General features: G+C 68.7%; 22 protein-coding genes. 14 read left to right on the forward strand and 8 right to left on the reverse strand.

Annotation, left to right across the window (positions count from 1 at the left end; genetic code table 11):
• Positions 1 to 604: 604 nt before the first annotated feature.
• On the forward strand, positions 605 to 1,147 hold the full coding sequence (locus O3438_RS01490; protein ID WP_269678175.1) for a DinB family protein: 543 nt from the start codon (positions 605 to 607) through the stop codon (positions 1,145 to 1,147).
• A 31-nt stretch (positions 1,148 to 1,178) separates the two neighbouring features.
• Here the strand turns inward: O3438_RS01490 and O3438_RS01495 are convergent, their stop codons facing one another.
• Together O3438_RS01495 and O3438_RS01500 are read right to left on the reverse strand one after the other, a co-directional pair.
• Positions 1,179 to 2,042: a TIGR03620 family F420-dependent LLM class oxidoreductase gene (locus O3438_RS01495; RefSeq protein WP_269678176.1), complete on the reverse strand. Its 864-nt coding sequence runs from the start codon at positions 2,040 to 2,042 to the stop codon at positions 1,179 to 1,181.
• Between the two features lie 57 nt (positions 2,043 to 2,099).
• Positions 2,100 to 2,942, reverse strand: coding sequence for a LysR family transcriptional regulator (locus O3438_RS01500; protein WP_269678177.1), 843 nt, complete (start codon positions 2,940 to 2,942; stop codon positions 2,100 to 2,102).
• Positions 2,943 to 3,014: 72 nt separating this feature from the next.
• Here O3438_RS01500 and O3438_RS01505 point away from each other — a divergent pair, with 72 nt between their 5' ends.
• The 3 genes from O3438_RS01505 to O3438_RS01515 all read left to right on the forward strand — a co-directional run bounded on the left by O3438_RS01505 (position 3,015) and on the right by O3438_RS01515 (position 6,114).
• The gene (locus tag O3438_RS01505) at positions 3,015 to 4,220 is read left to right on the forward strand and encodes an MFS transporter (protein ID WP_269678178.1); all 1,206 of its coding nucleotides are present in this window, start codon (positions 3,015 to 3,017) and stop codon (positions 4,218 to 4,220) included.
• Between the two features lie 115 nt (positions 4,221 to 4,335).
• Positions 4,336 to 4,767, forward strand: a complete 432-nt coding sequence (locus O3438_RS01510) for a DUF6196 family protein (RefSeq protein WP_269678179.1) — start codon at positions 4,336 to 4,338, stop codon at positions 4,765 to 4,767.
• Positions 4,768 to 4,884: 117 nt separating this feature from the next.
• Positions 4,885 to 6,114: a trypsin-like serine peptidase gene (locus tag O3438_RS01515; protein WP_269678180.1), complete on the forward strand. Its 1,230-nt coding sequence runs from the start codon at positions 4,885 to 4,887 to the stop codon at positions 6,112 to 6,114.
• Between the two features lie 161 nt (positions 6,115 to 6,275).
• On the opposite strand, the gene zwf is transcribed toward O3438_RS01515, so the two are convergent.
• Positions 6,276 to 7,769 carry a glucose-6-phosphate dehydrogenase gene (gene zwf, locus O3438_RS01520; protein WP_269678181.1) on the reverse strand — a complete coding sequence of 498 codons (1,494 nt, stop codon included), beginning with the start codon at positions 7,767 to 7,769 and terminating at the stop codon, positions 6,276 to 6,278.
• A gap of 417 nt (positions 7,770 to 8,186) precedes the next feature.
• Here zwf and O3438_RS01525 point away from each other — a divergent pair, with 417 nt between their 5' ends.
• The gene (locus O3438_RS01525) at positions 8,187 to 8,510 is read left to right on the forward strand and encodes a hypothetical protein (RefSeq protein WP_269678182.1); all 324 of its coding nucleotides are present in this window, start codon (positions 8,187 to 8,189) and stop codon (positions 8,508 to 8,510) included.
• Positions 8,511 to 8,592: 82 nt separating this feature from the next.
• Here O3438_RS01525 and O3438_RS01530 read toward each other — a convergent pair whose 3' ends face one another.
• From O3438_RS01530 to O3438_RS01540, 3 genes are all read right to left on the reverse strand, one after another.
• A complete protein-coding gene (locus tag O3438_RS01530) occupies positions 8,593 to 9,027 on the reverse strand; it encodes a hypothetical protein (protein WP_269678183.1) in 435 nt (144 codons plus the stop codon).
• Between the two features lie 215 nt (positions 9,028 to 9,242).
• Positions 9,243 to 10,097, reverse strand: a complete 855-nt coding sequence (locus O3438_RS01535) for a PhzF family phenazine biosynthesis protein (protein WP_269678184.1) — start codon at positions 10,095 to 10,097, stop codon at positions 9,243 to 9,245.
• A 135-nt stretch (positions 10,098 to 10,232) separates the two neighbouring features.
• A complete protein-coding gene (locus O3438_RS01540) occupies positions 10,233 to 10,520 on the reverse strand; it encodes a winged helix-turn-helix transcriptional regulator (RefSeq protein ID WP_269678185.1) in 288 nt (95 codons plus the stop codon).
• A 146-nt stretch (positions 10,521 to 10,666) separates the two neighbouring features.
• On the opposite strand from O3438_RS01540, the gene O3438_RS01545 reads away from it, so the two are divergent.
• Entirely contained in the window at positions 10,667 to 11,671 is a 1,005-nt protein-coding gene (locus tag O3438_RS01545) for an NAD(P)H-dependent flavin oxidoreductase (RefSeq protein WP_269678186.1), read from the forward strand.
• Positions 11,672 to 11,688: 17 nt separating this feature from the next.
• Entirely contained in the window at positions 11,689 to 12,309 is a 621-nt protein-coding gene (locus O3438_RS01550; RefSeq protein WP_269678187.1) for an HAD-IA family hydrolase, read from the forward strand.
• Positions 12,310 to 12,434: 125 nt separating this feature from the next.
• On the opposite strand, the gene O3438_RS01555 is transcribed toward O3438_RS01550, so the two are convergent.
• Complete coding sequence (locus O3438_RS01555) at positions 12,435 to 15,524, reverse strand: hypothetical protein (protein WP_269678188.1); 3,090 nt, start codon at positions 15,522 to 15,524, stop codon at positions 12,435 to 12,437.
• 145 nt (positions 15,525 to 15,669) lie between these two features.
• Here O3438_RS01555 and O3438_RS01560 point away from each other — a divergent pair, with 145 nt between their 5' ends.
• The 3 genes from O3438_RS01560 (at position 15,670) to O3438_RS01570 (ending at position 18,129) form a co-directional block, all read left to right on the forward strand.
• Positions 15,670 to 16,461, forward strand: a complete 792-nt coding sequence (locus tag O3438_RS01560) for a hypothetical protein (protein ID WP_269678189.1) — start codon at positions 15,670 to 15,672, stop codon at positions 16,459 to 16,461.
• Positions 16,462 to 16,675: 214 nt separating this feature from the next.
• Positions 16,676 to 17,905 carry a cytochrome P450 gene (locus O3438_RS01565; protein WP_269678190.1) on the forward strand — a complete coding sequence of 410 codons (1,230 nt, stop codon included), beginning with the start codon at positions 16,676 to 16,678 and terminating at the stop codon, positions 17,903 to 17,905.
• Entirely contained in the window at positions 17,902 to 18,129 is a 228-nt protein-coding gene (locus O3438_RS01570; RefSeq protein ID WP_269678191.1) for a ferredoxin, read from the forward strand. Before O3438_RS01565 ends, O3438_RS01570 begins: the two co-directional genes overlap by 4 nt.
• A 150-nt stretch (positions 18,130 to 18,279) precedes the next feature.
• Here O3438_RS01570 and O3438_RS01575 read toward each other — a convergent pair whose 3' ends face one another.
• Complete coding sequence (locus tag O3438_RS01575; protein ID WP_269678192.1) at positions 18,280 to 20,550, reverse strand: glycoside hydrolase family 44 protein; 2,271 nt, start codon at positions 20,548 to 20,550, stop codon at positions 18,280 to 18,282.
• 318 nt (positions 20,551 to 20,868) lie between these two features.
• Between O3438_RS01575 and O3438_RS01580 the strand changes: the two genes are divergently transcribed.
• The 4 genes from O3438_RS01580 to O3438_RS01595 all read left to right on the forward strand — a co-directional run bounded on the left by O3438_RS01580 (position 20,869) and on the right by O3438_RS01595 (position 24,372).
• On the forward strand, positions 20,869 to 20,994 hold the full coding sequence (locus O3438_RS01580; protein ID WP_269678193.1) for a hypothetical protein: 126 nt from the start codon (positions 20,869 to 20,871) through the stop codon (positions 20,992 to 20,994).
• 137 nt (positions 20,995 to 21,131) lie between these two features.
• On the forward strand, positions 21,132 to 21,734 hold the full coding sequence (locus O3438_RS01585; RefSeq protein WP_269678194.1) for an RNA polymerase sigma factor: 603 nt from the start codon (positions 21,132 to 21,134) through the stop codon (positions 21,732 to 21,734).
• 491 nt (positions 21,735 to 22,225) lie between these two features.
• Entirely contained in the window at positions 22,226 to 22,579 is a 354-nt protein-coding gene (locus O3438_RS01590; RefSeq protein ID WP_269683543.1) for a hypothetical protein, read from the forward strand.
• A 686-nt stretch (positions 22,580 to 23,265) separates the two neighbouring features.
• A complete protein-coding gene (locus O3438_RS01595) occupies positions 23,266 to 24,372 on the forward strand; it encodes a hypothetical protein (protein WP_269678195.1) in 1,107 nt (368 codons plus the stop codon).
• Positions 24,373 to 24,735 lie beyond the last annotated feature (363 nt).

The raw sequence follows: 24,735 nt of genomic DNA on the forward strand, positions 1-24,735 counted from the left end.
TGCCGACAACGTGGGGGTCGTGCAGGGGTGTGTGTCTGGGAGATCGGCCCCTCGTGGTCCATCCAGACGTCGACGGCGTCGGAGCGTGGGTGAAGTGCCATTCCGCTGCCGCCAGCGCACTCGCTGTTTCTGATCAGCTCAATGCTGCCAACCGCATCCGCGTCGTCGAGAAAGGGGCGGAAAGGCAAAGAAGCCAGGGCGGCTCGCGACGCCACGAACAACCATTACGAAGCGCGGGCGAAACGTTGCTGGACAGTTTCGTGGCCAAACCCACGACAATCGCGGCTCCACCTGTCGCAAGCAGGCGCTGCCACTCCTCGAAGGCATCAAACAGATCTGGCATGTCGGATCGGCCGACCCGGGGAGGTGCCGGTTCAACAGGCTCGGCCAGGACATCGAGGGTGCTGGGCCCGCAATGAGCTGTACGGGCGTTGGCCTCAGCGGGGTGCGCCCCTGACTCGTCGCCGATTCACTCTCGGACAGGTGTTGCGGATGGCAATCATTGAGCCGTCATGTCGTCTTTCGAGGTTGTCATCCCGGCCATCCCGGCGGCGGCGTCCACGAGGGTCGGCAGCCGGACCTGGTTGGTGTGTACCGTGCGGCAGTGACACGAAGCGAACGACTCGCGGACCAGCTGGACCGGCACTGGCACAAGAATCTGCGGCCGCGGTTGCAGGGCCTTACGGATGAGGAGTACTTCTGGGAGCCGGTGCGCGGCTGCTGGAGCATCCGCCCACGTGGCACGTCGTCAGCATCGATGTCGGTAGGTTCGGGGGACTGGACGATGGACGTCGCGTCCCCTGCTCCGGTGCCGGCACCGGTGACCACGATTGCCTGGCGGCTGGGGCACATCATCGTCTCCTGCCTGGGCTATCGGGTCGGGTGGCACTTCGGCGGCCAGGACGTCGACTCGCAGACGTTTCCCTATGCGGGGACCGCTGCGGAGGCGCTGAAACAGCTCGACGAGATGTACGGCAGATGGAACGCGGGGGTCCGCCAACTCTCGGACCGTGACGTGGAGAACCCGCCCAGGAACGGTCCCGAGCGGTTTCCCCTGGAGGGCATCGTCCTGCACGTCAACAGGGAGCTGATCCACCACGGTGCCGAGATTTCCCTGCTGCGCGACCTCTACCGCTGGCAGGATTGAAGGCGCCGTTCGGACGTGGGTTGTTCGAGGGTCAGATCAGGGCCGCTGCGAGAGCGCGGAACGCGTCGGCGGGGAACGTCGTGGCGTCGCCTCCGTTGAGCACCTGGATCGCCACCTCGTCCGCGCCGGCCTGGTAGTGCTTCTCCAGCCCAGCAGCCACCTTCTCGACGGTGCCCCAGGGGATCAGGGCGTCGATGAGGCGGTCGCTGCCGCCGCCGGCGAAGTCCTCGTCGGTCCAGCCGAATCGCCGCAGGTTGTTGGTGTAGTTCGGCAGCGCGAGGTAGAGGCTCGTGTACTGCCGGGCGGTGGCGCGCGCGGTCGTGGCGTCTGCGTCCAGGACCACCGCGACCTCGGGGGCGAGCAGCCGGTCGGGGCCGATTGCCGCCCGGGCCTCGACGGTGTGCTCGGCCGGGACGAAGTACGGGTGTGCCCCGGCGGAACGGTCGCGGGCGAGGTCGAGCATCCGCGGGCCCAGTGCGGCCAGGATGCGCCGCTCGGGCGGAACTCCGGCCGCGTCGAGGCCGTCCAGGTAGTTCACCATTCTTGAGTACGGCTTGCGATAGTCGGTGCCGCTGCCCTCCACCAGCACCGCGTGGCTGGCGCCGAGACCGAGCAGGAATCGGCCGGGGTGCGCCAGCTGCGCGTCCTGGACGAACGCTGCCACCTCGGGAGGCGACGAGTGCCAGATGCTCACGATGCCGGACGCGACCCCGATGGTCGTCGTGCCGTCCAGGATCTCCCGGAAGCGCGGGGCGACGTTCTCGCCGAAGCCGCCGGAGAACCAGATCCGTGAATAGCCGAGTTCCTCCAACTCGGTCGCGGCATCGACGGCAGCGCCGCGACTCTCGCTGGTCAGAAAGAACGGTTGCCACACGCTGACGAGTCGTTGTGCCATACCGGAACCCTACGACCCTACGACCCTTCGGCCGCTGACGGCACCGTCGCCGCGTGCTCAGACGATGCGACGTAGCGCCGTCTCCACCGCGTCGACGAGCGGATCACCCTCGGTCCGGGGGTGCCGGGCGAGACCGAACTCGACATCCGGCAGGATGGGCAGGGCACTCGCATCGCGGCAGATCATCCCCGGTTCGAGGTTCGCGGGCATGAGCGCCGCGACGCCGAGTCCGGCTCGTACCGCGGCCAGCACCCCGACCAGGCTGTTGCTCTCGAAGGCCACCCGCCAACGCCGGTCGGCGCGTTCCAGTGTGTCCAGCACGGACGTACGCCAGGAGCACGGGTTGGAGAACAGCACCACCGGCAGTGGATCGGCGGCCACGTCCACACCCGGACCGGTCGCCCAGACCAGCGGGGCGCGCACCGTCCAGCGTGGCGGCCCGGGAATGTCCGGAACCGCGTCGAGCACGATGTGCACGCGGCCCGCGTCGTAGGCCTCCCGCATGGCGGCGTTGGAACAGCTGAGCACCTCCAGCGTCGCGCCGGGGTGTAGCCGGGCAAGGTCGGCGAGGGCCTGCGGGAGTTGGGACGCGGCGAGGTCTTCGAGCAACCCGACGCCGCAGTGGCCGGTGAGAGTGCCGCCGGTTTCGGCGAGGGCCTGGGCGGCGAGCGAGAGGATGCGTTCGGCGTACGGCAGGAGTTCTTCACCCGCCCGGGTCGGCGAGACACCGGACGACGACCGGTGCAGCAGCGGACGGCCGACGGTGCTCTCGAGCTTGCGTAACTGCTGGCTGAGACCGGGTTGGCTGTGCCCGAGGGCGGTCGCGGCGCGGCTGATGCTGCCCTCCCGCACGGCGGCGACGAACGACCGTAGCAGGGCGGTCTCCAGGTCCCTTGCCATAAGCATTCATTATGCCGCCCTGAACAAGATGGCGTCTTCTTATGGGGCGCCAAAGGAATTAGCGTCATCTGGGTGACCGGATACCGGCAGGTGCTCGCGGTGCCAGGCATGGCGCCGCTGCTGGGCGTCTCGCTGATCGCCCGGACCGCGATAACCGCCGACGTGATGGCGCTGACCCTCTTCGTCGTCCTCGGCCTGAAGTTGAACTACGCGGCGGCGGGTGGTGTGGCGGCGGCCCTGACCGCCGGCGTGGCGCTGGGCGGGCCGCTGCTCGGTCGCATGATCGACTCGCGGGGCCCGCGCCTCGTCCTGCTGGTGACCGTCACCGTGCAGGTCGTGTTCTGGCTGAGCGTGCCGGTCCTGCCGTACGGGCTCCTGCTGGTCGCCAGTTTCGTGGCGGGCCTGCTGATGGTGCCGGCCCAGGCGCTGACCAGGCAGGCGATTGCCGCGATGACGACGCCGCAGCAGCGTCGGGCCGTGTTCGCGCTGGAATCGGTGCAGGGCGAGCTGTCGTACATCGTGGGTCCTGCGGTGGTGATTCTCGGCGCGGCCACGGTGTCTCCCGAGGTGGTGGCGTGGGGGGTCGGCGCCGCCATCCTGGTCGGCGGCGTCGGCATCGCCGTGCTCAACCCGCCCCTGCACGCCGAGGACGAGGCGGACGCCGCCGCGGCGGAACGCCCCCCACGGAGGCAGTGGCTGAGCGGCACCATGATCGCCGCGTTGATCATGGCATTCGGGACGACGACACTGCTCAGTGGCGTCGACGTCGCCATCGTCGCCACACTGCGGGAGGCAGGTCAGGTGTCCTGGGCCGCCGTTGTCGTCGTGGTTTTCGGCGTGTCATCCGTCATCGGCGGCCTGATCTACGGCGCGCTGACCCGACCACTGCCCGTCTGGTTCCTGCTCGGCCTGCTCGGGCTCGTGACGATTCCGGCCGGGCTGGCCCACGACTGGCCCTGGCTGTGTGTGGCCGTCGTCGGTAGCGGGCTACTCACCGCGCCGACCCTTGCCAGGGTGGCCGACGCGGTGAGCCGGCTGGCGCCACCTGCTGTGCGGGGTGAGGTCATCGGTCTGCAGTCGTCGGCGCAGAGCGCTGGCTTCGCGCTCGGGTCCCCGCTCGTCGGCGTGGCGATTGACCTCTCCGCGCCGGCGGGCGGTTTCGCGGCGGCCGGGCTCGCTGGCTTCATCGCCGCGGTGACCGGGTACCTCCTGGCCCGCCGCTCGCCCGCGCGGACGGCGGTGCCGCAGCACGCCGGGCCGGCCGGTCTTAATTGTTGAGCGGGGCGAGGCCATGCTCGGACAACCCAGCCCGTAGGTCGTCACCAGCGGCGATCCAGCTCCCAGCGGTGTGTCGAGGGCGACTGCGGTGGCCGTCATCGGGCAGGATCGTCGCATGGTGAGCATCAGCCAGGAGTCCCATGACGAGACCGAGCAGCGGCTTCGGCGGGTCATCGTGGCTGCGGAACTGGTCATGTTCGATGGTGAGTGGTCGTTCTTCGAGGCGCCACTGAGTCAGCCACCGACCTTGACGGCCGACCTGCTGGCCGTCGTGCGCGACGAGGACCGGTGGTCCTGGCTGGCGCCGGGCGGCGCGACCGACGGTGAGCGCTTCGCGGTGTTCTCGTTCCACTTCCCGCCCGACGTGGACAACAGCGGGTTCGTCGGATGGCTGGCCACCGAGTTCAAACGCCGGCTGGGCACCGGCGTGTTCGTCATCTGTGGTCAGAACAGCGACCGCGGTGGCATCTACGACTACTGGGGCTGCCCGGCGCAGGTCCGCGCCGAGGCCCTACAGGTCCTCGACGAGCTGCGCGCCGTCCGGTAGGCAGAGCCGGCTGCGCGACCTACCGCTATGACATAGATGAGATTACATGTCTTGCGTGATCTCAGGTATGAAGGCCGAAGGCACGTCTCGGTGCTGATTCCTGAGAGGGAGCGACAGATGAAACCTGCCCCGCGCCGCCTACGAACGGGCGCAGTCGCGCTCGCTGCCTGCACACTCGGGCTGAGCCTCCTGTCGGTACCCGCAGCCGAGGCGTACTCGGTCGCCCCTGTCGCGCCACAATCGCAGCGGGCACCGGAAGCGAACCAGTTCTCGGCAGAGGGTGTGACCACGGTCGGTGAACTCCGTACCGTCGACAGCTCCCTGTCCTACGCCCCCGACGGCGGGACGCAGATCATCCAGCACCCGGGCGCCACCTACGTCAAGGTTCACTTCAGCTCACTGCGTTTGGCTGACGGCGACTACGTCACCGTGTCGAGCCGCGACGGCAAGGAGAGCTACCGGTACGACCGCCACCTGAACCGGGCGACCGGTTCGGACTACACCACCGACGGGCAGCCGGGTTTCTGGGCGATGTCGGTGGAGGGCGACACCGCCGTGGTGACACTGCACAGCAGCCGCGCCGCACGTGGCAGCGCCGCCACCATCGACCGGTTCTGGCGCGGATACGACCGAGTGGAGATCGCCGCGCGCAACTTCTCGACCCAGTCCGTGTGCAGCACCGACGCCCGCCGGGACGTGGTCTGCTATCAGAACAGCCACCCCACCGAGTACGCCCGCGGCAGAGCGGTAGCGCGGTTGCTGATCAGCGGCGGTGGAATGTGCACCACCTGGCGGGTCGGCAACACCAACCGGATGCTGACGAACAAGCACTGTTTCGAGACGCAGTCCGCCGTGAGCGGCAGCGAGATGCAGTTCAACTACCAGTGCGCCACGTGCGGCGGCGCGAATCCCGGTGCCGGCACCAAGGTCAGCGGTGCCACCCTCTACAGGGTGAGCAGCGGCGGCTCCAGCCAGTTGGACTACGCCCTGTTCTCGGTGAACAACTTCGCCGCCATCCAGGGATTCGGCACGCTGTACCTGGCGACTGCCGCCACCAGCAACGGCACCCGGATCTACATCCCCGGGCACGGCGACGGCAGCGCGAAGCGGCTCTCGATCTTCGAGGACACCCAGAACGGCGCGACCTGCGCCGTCCGCAACGCGAACTACAACACCTACAACATCAGTTACAGCTGTGACACCTCCGGCGGCAACTCGGGGTCACCCGTGCTGAACGCCAGCCACCGGGTGATCGCCCTGCACCACCTCGGCGGTTGTCCGTCGAACCAGGGCGCGAAGGCGCACCTCATCTACAACGAGATCGCCAGCCTGATCGACAACGGCTGAGACGGTGGGCCGCCGATGCGCACTGCGCTTCGGCGGCCCATCGGCGACCTCAATCTCGGCCACGGCGTCACGGGACGATGCCGTCGATCGCGGGCTTCGGTTGACCGCGTTTCCACTGGCAACCAAGCCTCAGCAATGCGGTCAGCCCGGGGATGGCAGGGTCACGCGGAGTTGCGCCACTTGCGGCCGTTGCGGCCGATGAGCCGGTCGGCGTCGGTCGGGCCCCAGGAGGCGGCCTCGTAGGTGGGGATCGGCGAGTGGTCCTTCTCCCAGTTGTCGATGATCGGGTCGACGATCCGCCAGCACTGCTGCACCTCGTCGCTGCGGATGAACAGCGACGCGTCACCGATCAGCGCGTCCAGGAGCAGACGCTCGTACGCCTCCGGGGACTCCTCGACGAACGTCTGGTCGTAGGAGAACTCCATCGTGGCGGTGCGGACCCGGAAGGAGTGACCCGGCACCTTGGCACCGAAGCGCAGCGAGATGCCCTCGTTCGGCTGGATCCGCAGGATCAGTGCGTCAGCATCGAGGCCGGTGAGCTGGTCGGTCGGGATCGGCAGGTGCGGCGGGCGCTGGAACTGAAGGGCCACCTCGGTGAGCCGGGCCGGCAGGCGCTTTCCGGTGCGGACGTAGAACGGCACCCCGGCCCAGCGCCAGTTGTCCACGTTGAGCCGCATGGCCGCGTAGGTCTCGGTCCGCGACAGGGGATCGACGCCGGGCTCCTCGCGGTAGCCGGCCATCAGGTCTTCGCGGGTACCGCCCCGGGTGTACTGTCCCCGGACCGCGGCCTCGGCGATGTCCCGGTCGGTGGGGAGCCGGATCGCCTGCAACAGCTTCACCTTCTCGTTGCGCAGGCCCTCGGCCTCGAAGGAGGCCGGTGGCTCCATCAGTGCCAGCGCGAGCACCTGGAGCACGTGGTTCTGCACGATGTCCCGCATCGCGCCCGCGTCCTCGTAGAAGCCGCCGCGGCTGCCGACGCCAAGGGTCTCGGCGACGGTGATCTGTACGTGGTCGACCCAGGAGCGATCCCAGATGGGCTGGAAGATCGAGTTCGCGAAGCGCAGCGCCAGCACGTTCTGGACGGTGTCCTTGCCCAGATAGTGATCGATGCGGAAGACCTGGTTCTCGTCGAACGCGCTGTGCACGACGCCGTCGAGCTCGCGGGCCGTCACGAGGTCGCGCCCGTATGGCTTCTCGATGACCAGGCGGGAGAAGGAGCCTTCGCGGGGTTGGTTGAGCCCGACACCGGCCAGTCCGTTGATCACCGGCTCGAAGGCCCCGGCGGGCGTGGACAGGTAGAAGAGCCGGTTGCCGGACGTGCCCCGCTGTGCGTCCAGCTCGTCGAGGGTCTCCACGAGCCGCTTGTAGGTCTCCGGGTCGTCGTAGCCGCCGGCCACGTACCGCACGCTGCCCTGGAGTTGGCGTTTGCTGGCGAGGGTGCGTTCGCCGAGGGCGCTGTCGGCGAACTGCTCGTTGGTCATCGGCGTGCGCGCGACGCCGACCAGCGCGAACTGGTCCGGAAGCCGCTCGTGTCGCGCCAGGCTCTCGACTGCGGGCAGCAGCTTGCGCCGGGTCAGGTCACCGGAGGCGCCGAAGATCACCAGCGTGGCTGGCGGGGCACTGCGCTCCTGAATGAGCTGGGATGCGTTGTCCATGGTCTTCGTTCCTCCGGGCACAAGGGGTCTGGGGTTGGGGGTGCTGTGCTGTCATGCCAGGAATTGTGCGGCTATGGCGGTAGTGTCCGGGGTTCACGAGGCGTGGCCCGTTCGTCGCGGAACTTGAGCGTCACATGGCCGGTCGGCGGGAGCGGCATCGACGCCGCTGGCCGTGCAATGACCCAACTGGCGATCATCGGCAGCCTGGGGTGGCAGAGCAACCACTCGAGCGTGGGCCCCGGAGCACGGCGTCGCCACAAGGGTTCCACCGGCCCACCGTACCCGGGACAAGAGCGCGTAGACGGGCGTGCCGGACTCGCGGCGGTCATCTGAAGCCGGTCGACCTGCCGCAGCTGTTCGCGTCTGCCGCCGTGCGCTCGCCTGGGCAGACACGACGACCACTCCTAGGATGCCCCTGTGAGTAGCGACTTTGGCTTCTGGAAGCGCGGCGCGGGTGATCCTGCCGACATCTTCGACAGGCTCGCCGAGGGTGACACCAGCGACCTGGCGCCAGACCCCGGTGTGCAGCGGTTCCGCGACGCGCTGCTTGCTCGCTGGGCAGACATCGAGGACGTACTGGAGCCCTCGACGTTCGACCTGGAGGACAGTCCGGACGACGCACTGAAGTACGTGCTTCTGACGCTGTCGGTCCGCCAGCTCGACTATCTGCCAGCGATTCTGTCCATGGCGGAGGACAACGGTCTCGTCGGATTCAGCGGCGTGGCCGGAGAGCCCATCTAGCCCGATCGCGGTGGCGACTGCTTCCGCTCCGAATTCGGGACCGTACCGCTTCGGAGACCGGAATGCCATGAGGCGAGCCGCTTCACTGCACAGCGGTGGCCGGGGGATGGTCGAATGATTCGGGGCAGCGGAAGGTGTACAGGGAATAGCCGCGCCCAATCTGCACATCGACGACGTCCGGCGAGGCGGCCGGATCTTCCTCGGAAGGGCGCCAGCTGCAGTCCATACCGTCCCAGTCGCTTGAGCCCGCCGTGAAAATCAACGTCATCGTGGTGCCGCAGACCGCACAGTCCATCGGGTACGGATCGGTCAGCGACCAGTTCGCGTATCCGCCGACCTTCCATCCCGGTGCCAGCGACAGGTCGCTCTGATAGTGGGGACGGCTCTCGTCATCGTCGTCATCCCAGGCGTTGATTCGCTCGCGTAGGTCGTCGGGGAGCAGGTCGGCGTACTGGTACTCCCGGACCTGCTCGGGGTGCACCACGGACGGAATCGGCAGGTACATGTCGCTGATCACCGGTGGCTCGGGGCCGCTTCGCGGAGTGGACCGACGGTGGAACTGTCACGCCAGTGGAGGAAGACGCGAGGGCTGACAACTGTTGGCGTGTCGGTCGTCAGTAGTGCTCTCTAGTCGGCAAACTGTCTGGCCCGTGGCTTCGCGCTGGTCGAAGGTCGCGATGAGGAACGCCTTCGGGGTGCCAGTCCTGGATAGAAGCGCTGGCGGCGGTGCTGTTAAGGAGCATGCGGTGCGCTGAGACCGACCACTCCGCCGATTCTGGCGACGATGCCGTCTGCGGTGTTTGTCGCGCTGGCGGACACCGATGACGGGCTCTGGAGCCCGTCGCCCTGGTGGATTTCGATAGTGCCGTTGCCGGTCGTGTCGAGCAGGTGTGCGGCCAGACAGCCGACACTGTTGGCGTTCGCGATGTCCTCGTCGACGCCGATCGCCGGGGCGAACATCCGGGCGGTGCCCGTTCTCGCGGTCGGCGACAGCGCGTAGGCGAAGCAGCCGAGATAACCGAGGCGCCGACACTCGGTTGCCAGCCGATCGTGGTCGGGCTGTATGGACAGCAGCGTCCGGCGATCCCGTACGGGGACGAGGAGTCGTGGTGTGCCGGGTGAGGCGACCCGTACGTCGGCGGCGATGTCCGTTCGTCCCAGGCCGAGGGCGGCGATGATGCCACCGCCGGTCGCGTCAGCGCCGTCCGCCAGGGCGATGACGCCTTGGTCGAACCAGACCTCGATGCCGTCGTGGCGCCGGATGGCGGTTGTGGCGAAGGTGCGGCCTGCGGTGAACTGCCGGCCGCGGTGCTCGGTGACGCCGCTGCGCTGCAGCAGGACGGCCTGCGCCGCGATGATCCCGTGCCCGCAGTTGGTGAGTTCCCCGGCGCTGGTGAAGAACCGCACCCTGGGAACGTCCGCTGTGCTGGTGTCGACGAACACGGTGTGGGAGGTGCCGGCCCTCCGGGCGATCGCGTGCCGTTCGTCGTCGGTGAGCACGGCATCGTCGATCACGACTGTGGTGGGGCTGCCGCCTCCTCCGTGGCGGGTGCAGGCGTTCACCACGGCCACCGGTGGGCCGGCCATCAGGTGGCCGTGACGTCGGCGAAGCGGGAAGCGCCGGGCGTTCGGGTGCGCGCCATGACCAACCTCCGAAAGCTTCGGATTCAGAAGCACGGTAGCGACTCTGTTCGCGAAGCGCCAGGGTCGGCCTGGCGCGATTCAGGCCCTGTCGTCCGCGCTCAGGACTGAGGCCCAGGTGTCGGACCAGCGGACGAGCGGGCGCAGAGCCTGGTAGGCGCCGCGGCCGAGGTCGGTGAGCGCGTACGCCGCGTCCGGCTGCTGGGCGACGAGGTGGGCGTCGACCAGTTCGGTCAGCCGTTGCCGTAGGACGCTGGATGACATGTTGTCGCAGCGTTGCTGTAGCGCGCGGAAGCCGACCGGCCCGTGGTGCAACTCCCAGACGATGCGCAGGTTCCAGCGACGCCCGAACAGGTCGAGGGCGGCCATGAGAGGTCGTCCGGTACTCGATCCGCGTGCCGGCTGGCCCGGCCGGGGTGCCGTCATCGCCTGTGCCGCCCCTCTTGATGCTTCGATATCCGATACCGTACCGTCCGGAACGATGATTCGATTTCCGAAGCGATCGGGGTGGCTTCGTGAGGCGATTACGCACCGCGCTGTGTGACAGGTTGGGCATCGATCTGCCGATCATTCAGGCCCCGGTGGGTTCTGCCGCCGTACCGGAACTGGTGGCGGCGGTGTCCGAGGCCGGCGGTCTCGGCATGCTGGCGTTGACGTGGCAGAGCCCCGATCAGGCACGGCAGAGCATCCGGCGTACGCGGGAGCTCACCACCCGACCGTTCGGCGCGAACCTGGTTCTCGACTTTCCGGTGGACGACCTGCTCACCGTGTGCCTGGAGGAGAGACTGCCGATCATCTCCACCTTCTGGGGCGACCCGTCGCCGGTGCACGGCCGAATCCAGCAGGCCGGCGCGCTGCACCTGCACACGATCGGTGACCTCGCCGAGGCCGTGCACGCCGTTACGACCGGCGTGGACGTCGTGGTGGCTCAAGGGTGGGAGGCAGGCGGTCACGTCCGTGGCGGCACGACCACCATGTCCCTGGTGCCGGCCGTCGTCGACGCGGTCGGGCCCGTACCGGTGGTGGCTGCGGGAGGAATCGCGGACGGGCGTGGTGTCGCTGCCGCCCTCGCGCTGGGCGCCCAGGCCGCCATGCTGGGCACCCGCTTCCTCGCCGCTGACGAAGCAGCCACCCACGAGGTGTACCGGCAGCACCTGATCGCGGCCACCGGAGCGGACACCGTGCACACCCTCTGCTTCGACGGCGGATGGCCGAACGCCCCGCATCGCGCACTGCGCAACACGACAGTGCGGCGTTGGCAGGCGGCCGGCTCGCCGCCGGCCCCACTGCGGCCCGGCGAGGGTGAGGTCGTCGCCGCTGACGCGTCCGGCCAGGAGCATCCTCGATACGAGGACCTGATGCCGCTGCCCGGGATGACCGGTGACCTGGCCGCCATGGCCCTGTACGCGGGCCAGTCCGTGAGCCTCGTCCACGACGTCTCGCCCGCTGCCCGCCTGCTCCGCGACATCGCCGGTCAGGCCGCTGCCACCATCGACCTGCTGCAGAGCCCGGCAACGTGATGCCCCTTCCGTCCGCGGTGTTGTTCGACGTCGACGGCGTGCTCGTCGACTCCTATCCGGCATACCGTCGGATCTGGAGCCGGTGGGCGACGCTGCGCCACCTCGACCCCGACCTCGTCTGGTCCCATACCCACGGCCGCCGGCCCGTCGACACCATCACGGTGGTGGCCCCGCACCTCGACGCTGACACCGAGTACCGGCTCGTCCGACAAATCATGGCGGCCGAAGGCGACGCCTTCCCCGTCTACCCCGACGCCGCCGCCGTGTTGAGCCTGCTCGACGGCCACCTGTGGGGTGTTGTCACGTCGGGCCGGACGCCGACCGTGATGCAGCGGCTGCGCGCGGGCGGGCTGCCGGATCCTCCCGTTCTGGTGGACAGCAGCCAGGTCCGGCGCGGCAAGCCAGGCCCCGAAGGCTATCTGCGCGCGGCGCACCTTCTCGAGACCCCTGCGGCGAACTGCCTCGTGGTCGAGGACGCTCCCGCCGGCATCGAAGCAGCCCGGGCTGCCGGCATGACGGTCATCGCCGTCCGCACCACACACCCTGTCCATGAACTGACCGCCGCACACCACTGTGTCGACACCCTCAGCGACACGGTCCCCCTCTTGACGGACTGGCTGAACAGGACTCGACCATGAATAGAGGTAACCGAGCAGTTCGATCTCGTGGTCACCGGCGGGGCCCGGGTGGCTACGTCGCGGCGATCCACGGTCTCGCCGGACATCTGACCAACTTCTGAGCGGAGGGCCGTCGAGTGGGGCGGTCAGGCCGATTGCCGCCGCCGGCCCCGTGACAGGAGCAGGCCGGTGGCGGCCAGGGCGACTCCGCCGGCGGCGGTGTATGCCGGGAGTTGAACGGGGACGCCGAGGTGGACGGTGATGCCGAGGATGCGGGACAGACCCCAGGGCAGCAGCGCGAGCTGGTCGTTCCACACCGTCAGCGCGCGTTCCAGGCCCACTGCCCAGACCACAGCGGACAGCACACCGAGGGGCACACCCGCGGCGGTGAGGGCCAGCCCGACGGCGCTTCGGCGGCGTAGGCCGTACCGGTCGCGCAGCACCACGGCGACGGCCACGAACAGCCAGCAGAACGCCGCGAACGCGACGGTGACGTACGCCGCGCGCAGACCCGGCGCGGTCCAGAGGGCAAACCAGTAACCGCCCGGTCCGCGCCCGGCCAGCGCCGCCAGCAGCAGTACGCTGCGCAGCAGTGCGACGCCGCCGACCACTGCCCACAGGTGGAACGGATCCCGCCGGCCGACGACGAGGCGTACGACGAGGGCGAACAGCGCCCACCCACCGAGGGTGACCAGCAGGTGCGCCGGCGCGGCGAACCAGGTCAACACGAGCCGGCTCGCCACCAGCACCACGGCCGGGACCAGCCACACCAAGACCCGGTCCGCCCGCGTCGTGGGCGTCGGCAGCGCGGCGACCCGCCACGGCCGGAGCGCGCCGAGCAGCAACCCGCGCGCGGCGGCTGCGCCGAATCCGCGCCGGTACAGGCCGAGCAGCACCAGCAGCAGGATCGACACGAGCATCGCCCGGGCCGCCCAGGCCATCGTCGGGTCACGGTCGGCGCGCTGCGCCCCGAGGTCGGCGGCGGTGAAGTTGTACGCGGGCAGGTCCAGGTCGGCGCCGTAGCGCTGCCGGTGCGCGTCGCGCGCGTCGTGGTATGCCGCCGCGGCCAGCCGCCAGTCGTGGCGGGCGGCCGGTGCGCCCGTGTCCAGCCACTGCGCGTGCCGCAGCACCATGGTTCGGTACGCGCTCAGCGTCTCGAACAGGTCGACCTGGTAGTCGAGAGTCGCGGTGAAGCGCCCACGCAGTTCGGCGTCCCGCCAGGTCGCCGGGTCGGTCGCGGCGACCAGGTCGCGCATGCGCCGGGCCAGCACGACGGCCTGCCTGCCCTCCTCGATCGCCTCGTCGACACGGCCGCCGGTCACCGCGTAGATGCTGTCCAACGCCGCGGAGTCGCCGGTCAGGATGTCCCACTCGAAGATCCACATCATGGGCGGCGGTTCCAACCCGAGCGCCCGCACCGACCGGTCGGCGTACGGACCGATGTAGAGGCCTGTGGTGACCGCCTGCCGGGACAGCGCCATGGCCTGCCCGATCGCGGCGACGGTGGCCGGATCACCGGAGAACGTGCGGTACGCCCAGTCCGCCGTGACCTGCGCCGGGTCGGCGTGCGGGTCCCAGGCCAGGCGGCCGACGGCGTACGTGTTGAGGTCGTAGAGCTGCCAGAACCCGGCACGCAGGTACAGCGACATGGGCCCGGCGCGCAGCGGCCCGCCGTCCTGGGTCCAGTTCCAGACACCCTCGACGTTCGGGTTGGCGGCGAGGAACGCGCGCAGCGCCTGGCGGTGCAGCGGACCGAGGTCGTTGGGCAGCGAGCCGAACGCCTCGAACTCGCGCCGGGCCTGGAACTCCACGATGCGGCGGTGCCCGCCGCCCAGCAGTGTGGTGTTCAGCGGTAGTTGGCTGTAGAAGTCGCCCAGGGTGTACTTGGTGGACACGATCAAATGCCTGTCGTCGAACCCGCCGAGGACCTGCGCGTACGACTCCGGGTTGGTGTGCAGGTCTCCGACGGCGCCGACGCCCACCGTCCACGTACGGAAGATGATGTCCTTCCCGGCGGGGCCGGCGGTGTCCAGCAGCGCCCGCAGCATCGCCCGCACGGACGCTTCGGTGGTGACCGCGAGCCGTGACGAGTAGTCCCAGCCGCTGCCGGCGTACACCTCGCCGCCCTCGCCGACGCGGACCATGAGGCCGTCGACGAACGGCATGCTCTCGAACAGTTCGGCCAGACCGGCCTGGTAGACCGCCCACAGCCGGCGGTCGGCCGTGTCGAGGCCGCCGACGGTCCGCGTCAGGTACGCCTCCAGCGGGGGCGACACCGCGAGCATGTCGGTCAGCAGGAAGACCCGCACGCCCATGTCCTCGGCGTACCGGAAGACGGGGCCGAACGCCGCTACCATCGCCCGTGCGCGGTCGACGTGCGGGTCTCCGGGCGGGTAGACCGCGCGCCCGTCGCCGACCTTCGCGAACGTGACGTACTCCAGGAAGCCGGGCACGACGATTCCGTTGAATCCCTGCGCCACCGAGTGGTCGACGAACTGCCGGAACTGGGCGTCGATGCGGGCCACCGCGCCGGCGTCCACCCACGGCGCGCCGGGCAGCACCGCCGACCCGACCACGTCGGTGTTCAGGCCGTAGTCGTCGCCGGCGGCGAAGACGGCCGGGTCGGGCTCGCGTCCCACCGACCCCGCGTCGGTCAGCCGCAGGCCGAGCCGGGGGACGACCACCCGACCCGCGTCCGCCGCGGGAAGCACCTCGGCGCCGGAACGGATCCGGTCGGCCAGCCGGTACATCCCGGCCGCCACGCCCGCAACGTCGCCGCCCTGGACGGCCAACTCGGCGCCGCGCACGTCGAGCCGGTACGACTCAGGCGTACCGCTGAGGGTGGCCTGTATGCCGGCCCGCAGCGTGGTCACCGCCGACAGGTCCGGGGCCGCGCTACGCGCCGTGCCGGTGCCCGGCGCGGACCTGGCCGGGTTCGACGCGGCCGGGACGAGCGCCGGCCGGGGCAGGCCGCGGAAGACCACCGCGTCGGCGACGGCGCCAGCAGCCTTCCTCACGCGCGGCTCGTCGGGTACGACGAGGGACGCCAACGGCGGGACCGGGGCGGGCGTCCGCGCCGGCGCGGCGACAGCGTCCTCGCGCGGCACGGCGGCGGGGGAGTGGCTCAGCCCCAGCGTGTCACCGATAGCCCAGGCCGTGGCCGCGCCGAGCGCCACCAGAACCACCGCAGCGACAAGCAGCGGGTACGGCCTACGGGACCGGGCAATGTGAGCCACGTTCGCATGGTAAGGCCCCGCTGGCCTCCGTCCTCCGATGCGGGTAAGCGGCAATCAAGATGTGAGTCATCGACCGACGAGCTACTTGTCGGCTTGCCCGGCCCCGGCACGCCAACGCCGGAACCTGCCTGGAACCATCGGAGTCGTGACGACCTTCCGCCTGCTGGCACAGACGAGTCGTTCCGCGCGATTCGCTGAGGTCACCGTCGAGGTCGCAGCGTCGGACCGTTCCGAGGTCGAGGTGACCGCCGCCGCGATCGACGAACACCGGCGGGAGGCCGAGCTGGGCGCCCGGTGGGCTCTGCAGAAATCTCCCACAGAGGTACGGGTAACTGTGACCGGCGTTGTCACCACCGACGTCGACACCGGCCTGGGCGACGTTTACGAGGCCACCGCCCGCGCCGTGTGGCAGGCGCTGAGTATCGAGCACCCGGTGCCGTACGTGGGCTTCAGCGATCCCGAGATGGTCGCGTCGTGGCTGAAGAGTTCGGTGGGCCGACGGCTCGACGCCGTGACCGAGGCACGGTACTGGTCCGAGGGGCGGCGTGAACCGGACGCCGAAAGCCTGCTGCATGCCTGGCTGTTCTTCGAAGGCGGGATGCCGGTCAATCTGCACGGCCGCGGCGACCAACTCCTGCTCGCGAAGGAGAAGCCGTACCGATCCACCGACATGGACGAGTGCGGCGAGATCAGGGTGGGCCCGGCGCGGCACCCGGACGTGCTGTCCGGGTTCATCGGCGCCCGGCTCACCGATGGCGCCGTGATCCTCGGCCACGACGGCGACACGGTCTCCGCTGGAGTCGTGTTGCGGTTCGAGAAGGGCGACCTCGTCATCGGCACGCTCGGCGACGAGTGGGTTCTTGCCGTCGGCTCGGTGCCGTCTGCCGCCGCTCACTACTGGGCTGTGCAGCCCTTCGTGTACGGCGGCCGAGGGTAGCGGGCTCTTTATCTCCCGGGCCACGGGAACGCTGTCGCGATGGTGGCGGGCCTGCCTCCATGGCGATCATCGGCATCTATCGCTACGATCCGATGTCGAGAGATCACTGAGCGTGGATATGTGCTGTCCGCAAGCCCTGGACGCTGGCAACCCGGCGCCGCTTCGACAGTGGTGCCGGCCTGAGGATCACGCCGTCTCGACGAAGGGAATCCGGATGACGGAGAGCGCGCAGACGACCCAGAGCCGTACCGTTCCGCCCGCGCGACCGTACCCGTTCAGTGTGCCCGACCGCCTCGTCGTCGATCCTACCTATGGCGAGCTGCGCGAGAACGAGCCGATGACCCGGGTGAAGTGCCCCTACGGCGAGGAGGCGTGGCTCGCCACCCGGTACGAGGACGTCCGTCTGGTCCTCGGCGACGTGCGGTTCGGCCGCGCCCCGGCCGTCGAGCGCGACGAGCCCAGGCTCACCCCGCGCCAGCAGTACAGCGGCATGCTGACCATGGACCCGCCCGATCACACCCGGCTGCGCCGGTTGGTGGCGAAGGCGTTCACGGCACGTCGGGTGGAGGCGCTGCGTCCCCGAACCCAGGAGATCGCCGACACACTGGTCGACGACCTGGTCCGGCTCGGCCCTCCGGCCGACCTGGTGGAGCACGTCGCCACGCCGCTGCCGATCCAGGTGATCTGCGAGCTGCTCGGGGTTCCGTACGCCGACCGCGACCGCTTCCACACCTGGTCCGAGGCGATCGTGTCGACCACCTCCCTGCCAGAGGAAACGGTCCAGGAGTACCTGAACAATCTCTGGGGCTACATCGGTGGTCTGGTCGCCGAGCGCCGCCGCGACCCGGGGATCGACGACCTGCTCGGCGCGTTGGTGCGGGCCCGCGACGAGAATCAGGATCGGCTCAGCGAGACCGAGCTGGTGGAGCTGGCCGGAGGGCTGCTGGCGGCCGGCCACGAGACCACGGTGACCCAGATCCCCAACTTCATCTACGTCCTGCTGCACAACCCGGACCAGCTCGCTCGCCTGCGGGCCGACCCGTCGCTCGTGCCGGCCGCGGTCGAGGAACTGTTGCGGTACGTGCCGCTGGGCGTCGGATCCTCCTTCGCCCGGTACGCCAAGGAGGACGTCGAGGTCGGCGGGGTGCTGGTCCGGGCCGGTGAGCCGGTTCTGGGCTCGCTGTCGTCGGCGAACCGGGACGGTACCGTCTTCGCCGACCCGGACCGGTTGAACTTCGACCGTGAGCAGAACCCGCACCTGGGCTTCGGGCACGGCGTACACCACTGCGTCGGCGCGCAACTGGCCCGCATGGAGTTGCAGGTCGCCGTCGCCACCATCGTCACTCGGCTGCCCGGCTTGCGGCTCGCCGTACCGGAGGCCGAGCTGGAGTGGAAGCGGGGCATGTTGGTGCGGGGCCTGCTCGGCATGCCGGTGGCCTGGTGAGTGCCACCTGGCGGATCGGGGTCGACCCGCGCCGCTGCATCGGCACGAGCATCTGCGCCGGCACCGCGCCCGAGCACTTCCGCCTGGTCGACGGCCTGTCCGCGCCGCTGACCGACGTCGTCGCCCCGGACGAGGTCGTCATCGACGCCGCCGACTCGTGCCCGGTGGAGGCGATCACCGTCCGCGACGCCAGCGACGACCGGCTGATCGCGCCGCAGGACTAATCCGAGATCGATCCCGGCCGTCCGCGCCAACGGCGCTGGGCAGCTGCGGAAGTCTGGCAGATCAGCGACGAGGCGGTCGTTCCGCCGCAGCCGACGCCGATCGAGAGCGGGAGGGGCCGAGGCGCCGCTGCGCCCCGGCCCTCTCTCAGGTCACCCGCAGCGTTGGCCGTTGAGGGTGAAGGCGGTCGGTGCCGGGTTGGTGCCGCTCCACGTGCCGTTGAAGCCGATGCCGGTCGACGCGCCGGGGGCGAGTTTGCCGTTCCAGCTCATGCTGTCCGCGGTGACGCTCGTTCCGTTCTGCTTCCAGGTGGCCGACCAGCCCTGGTCGACCTTCTGGCCGGCGGTCGGGAAGTCGAAGGCGAGTTTCCAGCCGTCGATCGCGGTGGTGCCGGTGTTCTTGATCGTCACGCTCGCGGTGAAGCCGCCGGGCCAACTATTGGCCGTGTAGGCGACCGTGCAGCCGCCGGTCGGCGCGGTGGGCGCGGTCCGCACGCTCAGGCCGGGCGAGGCCGCCGAGACGTTGCCCGCCGCGTCACGGGCGGTCACCACGAAGGTGTACGGGGTGTCCGGCGTCAACCCGGTCACGGTGTACGTGGTGCCGGTGGCGCTGCCCACCTTCACGGTGCCGGCGGCGTCGACCCGGTGCACGTCGTACCCGGCGACGGCGGTGTCGTCGGTGGACGGTGCCCAGGTCAGCGCGACGCTGTCACTGGTGATCGTGCCCGCGGTCGGCTTACCCGGGACGGTCGGCGCCTGGGTGTCGCCCGGCGTGGTGCCGCGCGGCAGCACCAGGTGGGTGATCGAGTTGGCCGGGAAGGTGGTCGTGAGGCCGCCGGCGGTCACCGGCTGATCGGCCTCCCGGACGACACCGGCGAGGTTGGCCCCGCTGTAGCGGTAGACCTGGGCGGTGCTGGCGGACGCGCCGGTGAGCGCGACCGAACTGGTCAGGTCGTCACCGGTCTTGTTGACCACGACCATTGTGAGCGCCCTGTCGGCGCTTCGCTCGGCCGCGTACACCGCCAGTTTGCCCTGGTCGGCGCTGGTGGCCCGGACGGAGGTCTCGCCGAACGCGCCGCCGTTGCCGTCGTAGTTGCGGTAGATGCGGAAGGCGTTGGCCACCGGCTGGTCGGTCGTCGGAGCGGTCCAGAGGGTCGCCAGGTCGAGCCCTTCGCGGCCGAAGATGCCGAGGACGTCGGCCTGGGCGAGAGCGCCGTTGAGCGACCCGTAGCCGCCCCAGTTGTATTCGGTCATCGCGATCTTTGTGCCCGGGTAGTGCTGGTCGACCAGCTCGCGCAGGCGCGGGATGTACCGGACCGGCTGGTTGATCCAGCTCTCGTCCACGTACGTCGGGTCCCAGAGTTGGCGGGTCGAGCGCAGTCGCAGCGCCTGGGTGGCGGCGTCGCCGGCTGCGTCGCCGAGCACGCCGGACTGCTGCGGGTAGAGGTGGACGTCGAAGTAGTCGAGGATGCGCGTGCCGTGCTGCTGCTCGTACTCGCGCATCCGGTCGAGGTACCAGGGGCCGAGGTCCTGGCCGCCGTGCGCGGCCTTGTCCGGCGGGTTCGACCAGCAGCCGGTGCGCGAGCAGGTGTCCTGGTCCAGGCCCGAGAAGAAGATCGAGTTCAGGCCCCAGCCGACGGGACCGAGCGTCTTCGCGCCGGGGTCGGCGGCCTTGATCGCGGCGGCGTACTCGTAGGTGCGGTCGCGGAGCTCGTCGTAGCCCAGTCCGGTCGGGCGGACGTCGCGGTGGGTGGAGTGCCAAAGGTCCGGCTCGTTGTCCAGGTTGTAGAACTGGACTCCGCCGTCGGCGGCGGCGCCGAACTGTCCCTTGAGGTGGTTGACGAAGTCGGTGGCGTACTCCGGACCGACGGCGATGCTGGTGTCCGCCGGATCGTTGCCGGTGACCAGCGACCCGTCCGGCTTCTTGCCGTTGCCGCAGTCCGGCGCCCACTGGTCGGTGGACTCCTGCGGGCCGTACTTGGCGACGCTGAAGCCACATGCCCGTGACCGGTCCTTGGCGATCCAGCCGAGCATCGGCATCGTCATGACAGTGGCGGCGCCGGTGGCCTTGTTCTGCCGCACGAACCGGTCGGACTCCGAGCCCGCCGGGAGGTCTTCCGGGCTCGGGTTGTCGTTGGGGATGTTCTCGAAGTACCAGTCCGCCGCGCGGTTGGTGGTGTCGGCACGGAAGTTGTAGCGGGTGGTGGCGTTGCCGCCGTACCGGTGCACCGGAAGCCGCAGATCGCGGGCGAGGGCTTCGTCGGCGAAGTTCATGCCGTAGATGTACGGACTGATCTGGTGCCGGGCGGCGGTGGTGTCCACGGCCAGCGCCGGGCCGGCTACGGCCAGGGCGGGCTCCGGTAAGACCAGACCGCCGAGGGCCGTGGCGAGCACGACCGGGAGGAGAGCGGTGGTGGGACGCACGAGCATTCCTTTCGGATAGAAGCTCGACGATGGGAGCGCTTCCACAGGATTGCGCTTACCTGGCTCCGAGTCAACGGCGCCCGACTCTTGCTGCTACGTCTCCAAAGTTCAGTACGGGCCAGGTCGAGCCTTCACATCCTGCCGGCTCTGGGGACCTTGAACTGTGGGGCGACAGGGGTTGCTCACACCGTTAGGGAGATGTCTACCTTGGATCGGAACGCGGAAGAGGCAGTATCCGGCACCACAGACGCAGGCTCGCTTCTTCAGAGCGGTCGGCCGAGTGGTGGCAGCCGCCTGAGTGCCAGGAGTCTGCTCGCTGTGACCCACGGGATTCTGGCCGGCGTCGGCGGGGTCTATCTAGCTACGGTCAGCCTGCCAGTAACGCTGATCGCCGCGGTGTCGGCGGTGCTGCTCGCCAGCCTGATCGTGATCGCGTACCGGTAGGAGGGTGATGCGCGAGATCGGAATGGGCCAGCGCCGGCCGGCCGCCCGGAAAGCTGGGACGAAACTCTTCACGGTTCGCAAGCCTCGCAGACCTAACTCCCATGGGGAGTCATCGACGACAGAGGGGAAGGTCGCACGTGGCTCGAGCGGACGAGGGCTCGGTCGAGGCGCAACCATCGCCACATGCCGACGAACCTGTGGCTGTGGCAGGCGACTACGACCTGTTCTTCGAGAGCGCCTATCCATCTCTCCTGCGAGCGGCCCTCTTCGCCGGGGCTACCACGGAGGAGGCAGAAGACTTTGTGGGTGAGGTCATGGCTTACCTGTTTAGTCAATGGGGAACCGTGACCAACCCCTGGGCGTACTCAACCAAGGCGGTCTTGAACAGACTTCGCAAGATCAAGAAGCGGGAGAAAGAGCGCCTGGACCGCACGACTCGTGGTGGCCACGTCACCCCGACAGGCGTCAACGATGTGACCCTGACCGATTGGGAGGAAAAGGAGTGGGTGATCCAACACCTGGCCCGCCTCCCGCTGCATCAACGCGCGGTCATGGCGTACAACTTCGACGGTCTGAGCACGGATGAGATTGCTGCCAAGCTGGGCAAGAACCATGCCAACGTCCGCAAGCTCCTCCAACTTGCCAGGGAACGGCTCCGACTCGAGTTGGCCATGGAGCAAGAGCGCGATCGGAAGATCACCCCGCAGGACGACGGCGGCCAGAGAGAGGAGACCCGGTGACCGACGAAAGCCACCTGGAGCCGGTCGAGCCGCAGGCCGAGAGTCTTGATGAGCTGGCTCGGGAGGTTCGTAACCTCGCCGACGAGATTGTGGCCTCCCGCCTGCGGGACGGAGAACTTGTCAGGCGACGAGAGAGCATCAAGCAGGCTGCCGCGGGGAGGGTTGCCAGCCTGCCACAAGACCAACGCTCGGCCAGTCTTGGTGTCGGGCGGGGCCTTACGGCGAGTATGCCAATCCAACAGAACATTGGTGTCCCGGCGGACCTACCCGGGGAGGCGGCGCGGCGGGACGCCGAATCCATCCGAGCGCATGCCCGCCAAGAGGCAGATGAGCACCGGAAGGAGGCGCACCAACAAGCCGCTGCGACCGTCGCGAAAGCCCGCCTTGAAGCACAGCACATCGTAGATCGAGCCCGAGAGGAGGCAACCAGGGCTCCTCGGCGGCGGACGGAGGCAAGGCCCTACCGAGCATCGTCGAGCCTCGTGGGCGCCGTGAAGTGGTGGGCGATTGTGGTGGCGGCACTCACCGTGGCACTGTGCCTAAGTGGAAACGTGCTGGCCATCGTACTGAAGGGTGACCCGCTTCCTCTGAGTGTCAACCTGGTCGCCATCAGCACTGTCAGCTGTGCGCTAGTCCTTACCGTCGTCGCCGAGATACAAGAGCGACTTGACGACCGGATCAGCGCCCTGACCGAATTTCTCGTGGCGCGACTCAACGAGATTGAGACACACACCGGTGACCGGAATACCGGCTTCGTGGAGGGCTACCTGATGTGGCAGGGCCAGGAGGCAAAAGTCGTTCCGATCCGTTCACGACAAGCAGATCGTTCGCGCCCTGCTCCGTAGGGCCGTCGGCTGGCTCACCCGACGAGATCCTGCCGTCGGATACGGCTCCGCGTGCTGGTTGGGGGAGCCACATGCGAGTGTTGGGGTGGCGTGGGCTGGTTGTTCGCGTCAGCCGTTACGGCCCAGTCTGGTCGGGGCGGCGGTCGGCATTGCCCTGCCCGGCCTGCGGCGCGTCGCCGCCGGATCCTCGCGTCGGACAGCGAGGAGATACCCATGACGCGGCCGGGGATTGCGGGCCGATCTCATCGAACGATTCGGGACCATCGACCTGGCAGCGCCTGGTGTCGGCAAGCTCACCGCCGTAGGTCTGCGCTCCGCCCGCGAGGTCACGCACCAATGCCTCCAGCCTCCCCATGGCGACGGGCGACCGTTTCGTCTACTGCGCCGACGTGCACGGGCTGAACTTACTTTCCCTCAAGGACGAGGCGCGGCGGCCCTGCGTTGTAGCCGGCAGGGTCGACAAGTCACGTGTCACCTATCAACGTGTCGTCATCGCGAATGCCTTACGTGCATTAAGTGCTTCTCTGAGTTTCTGCCCGGCGTGAGGGTTGTCGCCGCGCGCCGAGTCACGCCGTGCCTAGTGTCAGGAATTCATCGGTCGCCCCGTGGCTGTAGTCGATGGCCTGGCGGTTGCCTCGTGCCCGTAAGGTGAGACCAGTGTTTTCCTCGAAGGTTGGAGGAAGTCGTTGGCGAGCTGGCTGTCATCCGTCCCCGGCGGACTGATCTCGGGCGCCGCCGTCGGCCTGATCTTTGGCGTTCTCTTCGAGGATCCTCTCAAGAAATTGCTTTGGTGGGGCGTGCGGCGGCTTCGGCAATTGATCACCAGGTCCGCTGTGCCGCTGGCCCTGGGCCGAGAGTTCCGCCTCGGTCCATTGCATGCTCCCTGCGTCATCCTTGAGGGCGACGGGACGCACGTCCTCGAGCCGGAGCGCGTCAGCGTGTTGGTCAACCCGGTCGACGTCCAACTACCTGAGGAGATGGCGCGTTGGAGAGCCGAGATAGCTGCCGAGCAAGAGCGCCGCAGAAGCAATGGCGAAGAGTCGGCCTGGAATGGGGCGATGTACGCCGTCGAGGATCTGGTCATCTCTCGCGTCGGGCCTCATGAGCAACCGGATGTAACTTTGATCTTGAAGCACTCCGACTACTACACCTTCCTCGCGACTCAACGCCTCGACCGTAGACTCGTCGGCGGCGCAACACCGAGAAGCCTTTACGTCGACGGGCGGCAACCGGGGCAGATCCCTGACTTCATGCGCTCGAGCTTCGGAATGAACGTCGCAGTCGTTACCGCGGACAACTGGCTCGTCGTGTCACGTCGAAGCGCGCGGACGGCGACCGGCCAGGACATGTGGGCGCCATCGGTCAACGAGTCGCTGTCCCCGGACAAGGATTCCGTCGAAGGAAGACCTCCGGACCTCTTCAGCGCTGCTCGTCGCGGCATGCGGGAAGAAATCAACGTCGAAGATGATCAGTACGAACTCCGCCTACTGGCCTTTCATCTCGCTACGTCTCTTTCGCAGTGGGGCGTCATGTTCCTCGCCCGCCTCAGCGCGATGTCTCGTGCGGACTTCGAGGCCCACGTATCCAGAGGTGTCGGGGACGGCTGGGAGCATCGGGCGATTGACTATGTACCGTTGAAGCCCGATGTGACGCTTCGCTATCTGCTGCGATCTGACAGACGGAACAATTGGACGCCAGCCGGGCCTGCCTTGTACTACCTGACCCTGGTCAACACATACGGCCGGCGGCAGGTCGACGCCGCACTCGGTCGCGTTCTGCGTGACGTGTCATAGTCCGTGTCGATGCAAGACACGTCTTGGAGGCCAGCCGCGCATTCGTGTGGCGCAGGGCCCTGCCCGAGTTCGGCCGAACCACAGGCTCGGGCTGAATCGCACCGTGCTGTGCTGGCGTTGACACGTACCCCGATAGCTGAAACTCGAATCCCAGCGACATCGCGCTGAACAGGCCCCATGCCCACTCTCTCTTCGGAGCGCCCGAGGTGTCAATACGGGCTGCTTCCCGCACGCACTGACCGGCTACTCGCCGACGGCCGATCCTGGTACATGCGATGGGTAAGGGCCACCTCACCACGCTCGACATCCCGACCAGACTGAGCCGGCTCCTTGTGGCTGACGACATCGCATGCGATCGCCGAA

Source organism: Micromonospora sp. WMMC250 (assembly GCF_027460215.1).
Lineage (GTDB): Bacteria > Actinomycetota > Actinomycetes > Mycobacteriales > Micromonosporaceae > Micromonospora > Micromonospora taraxaci.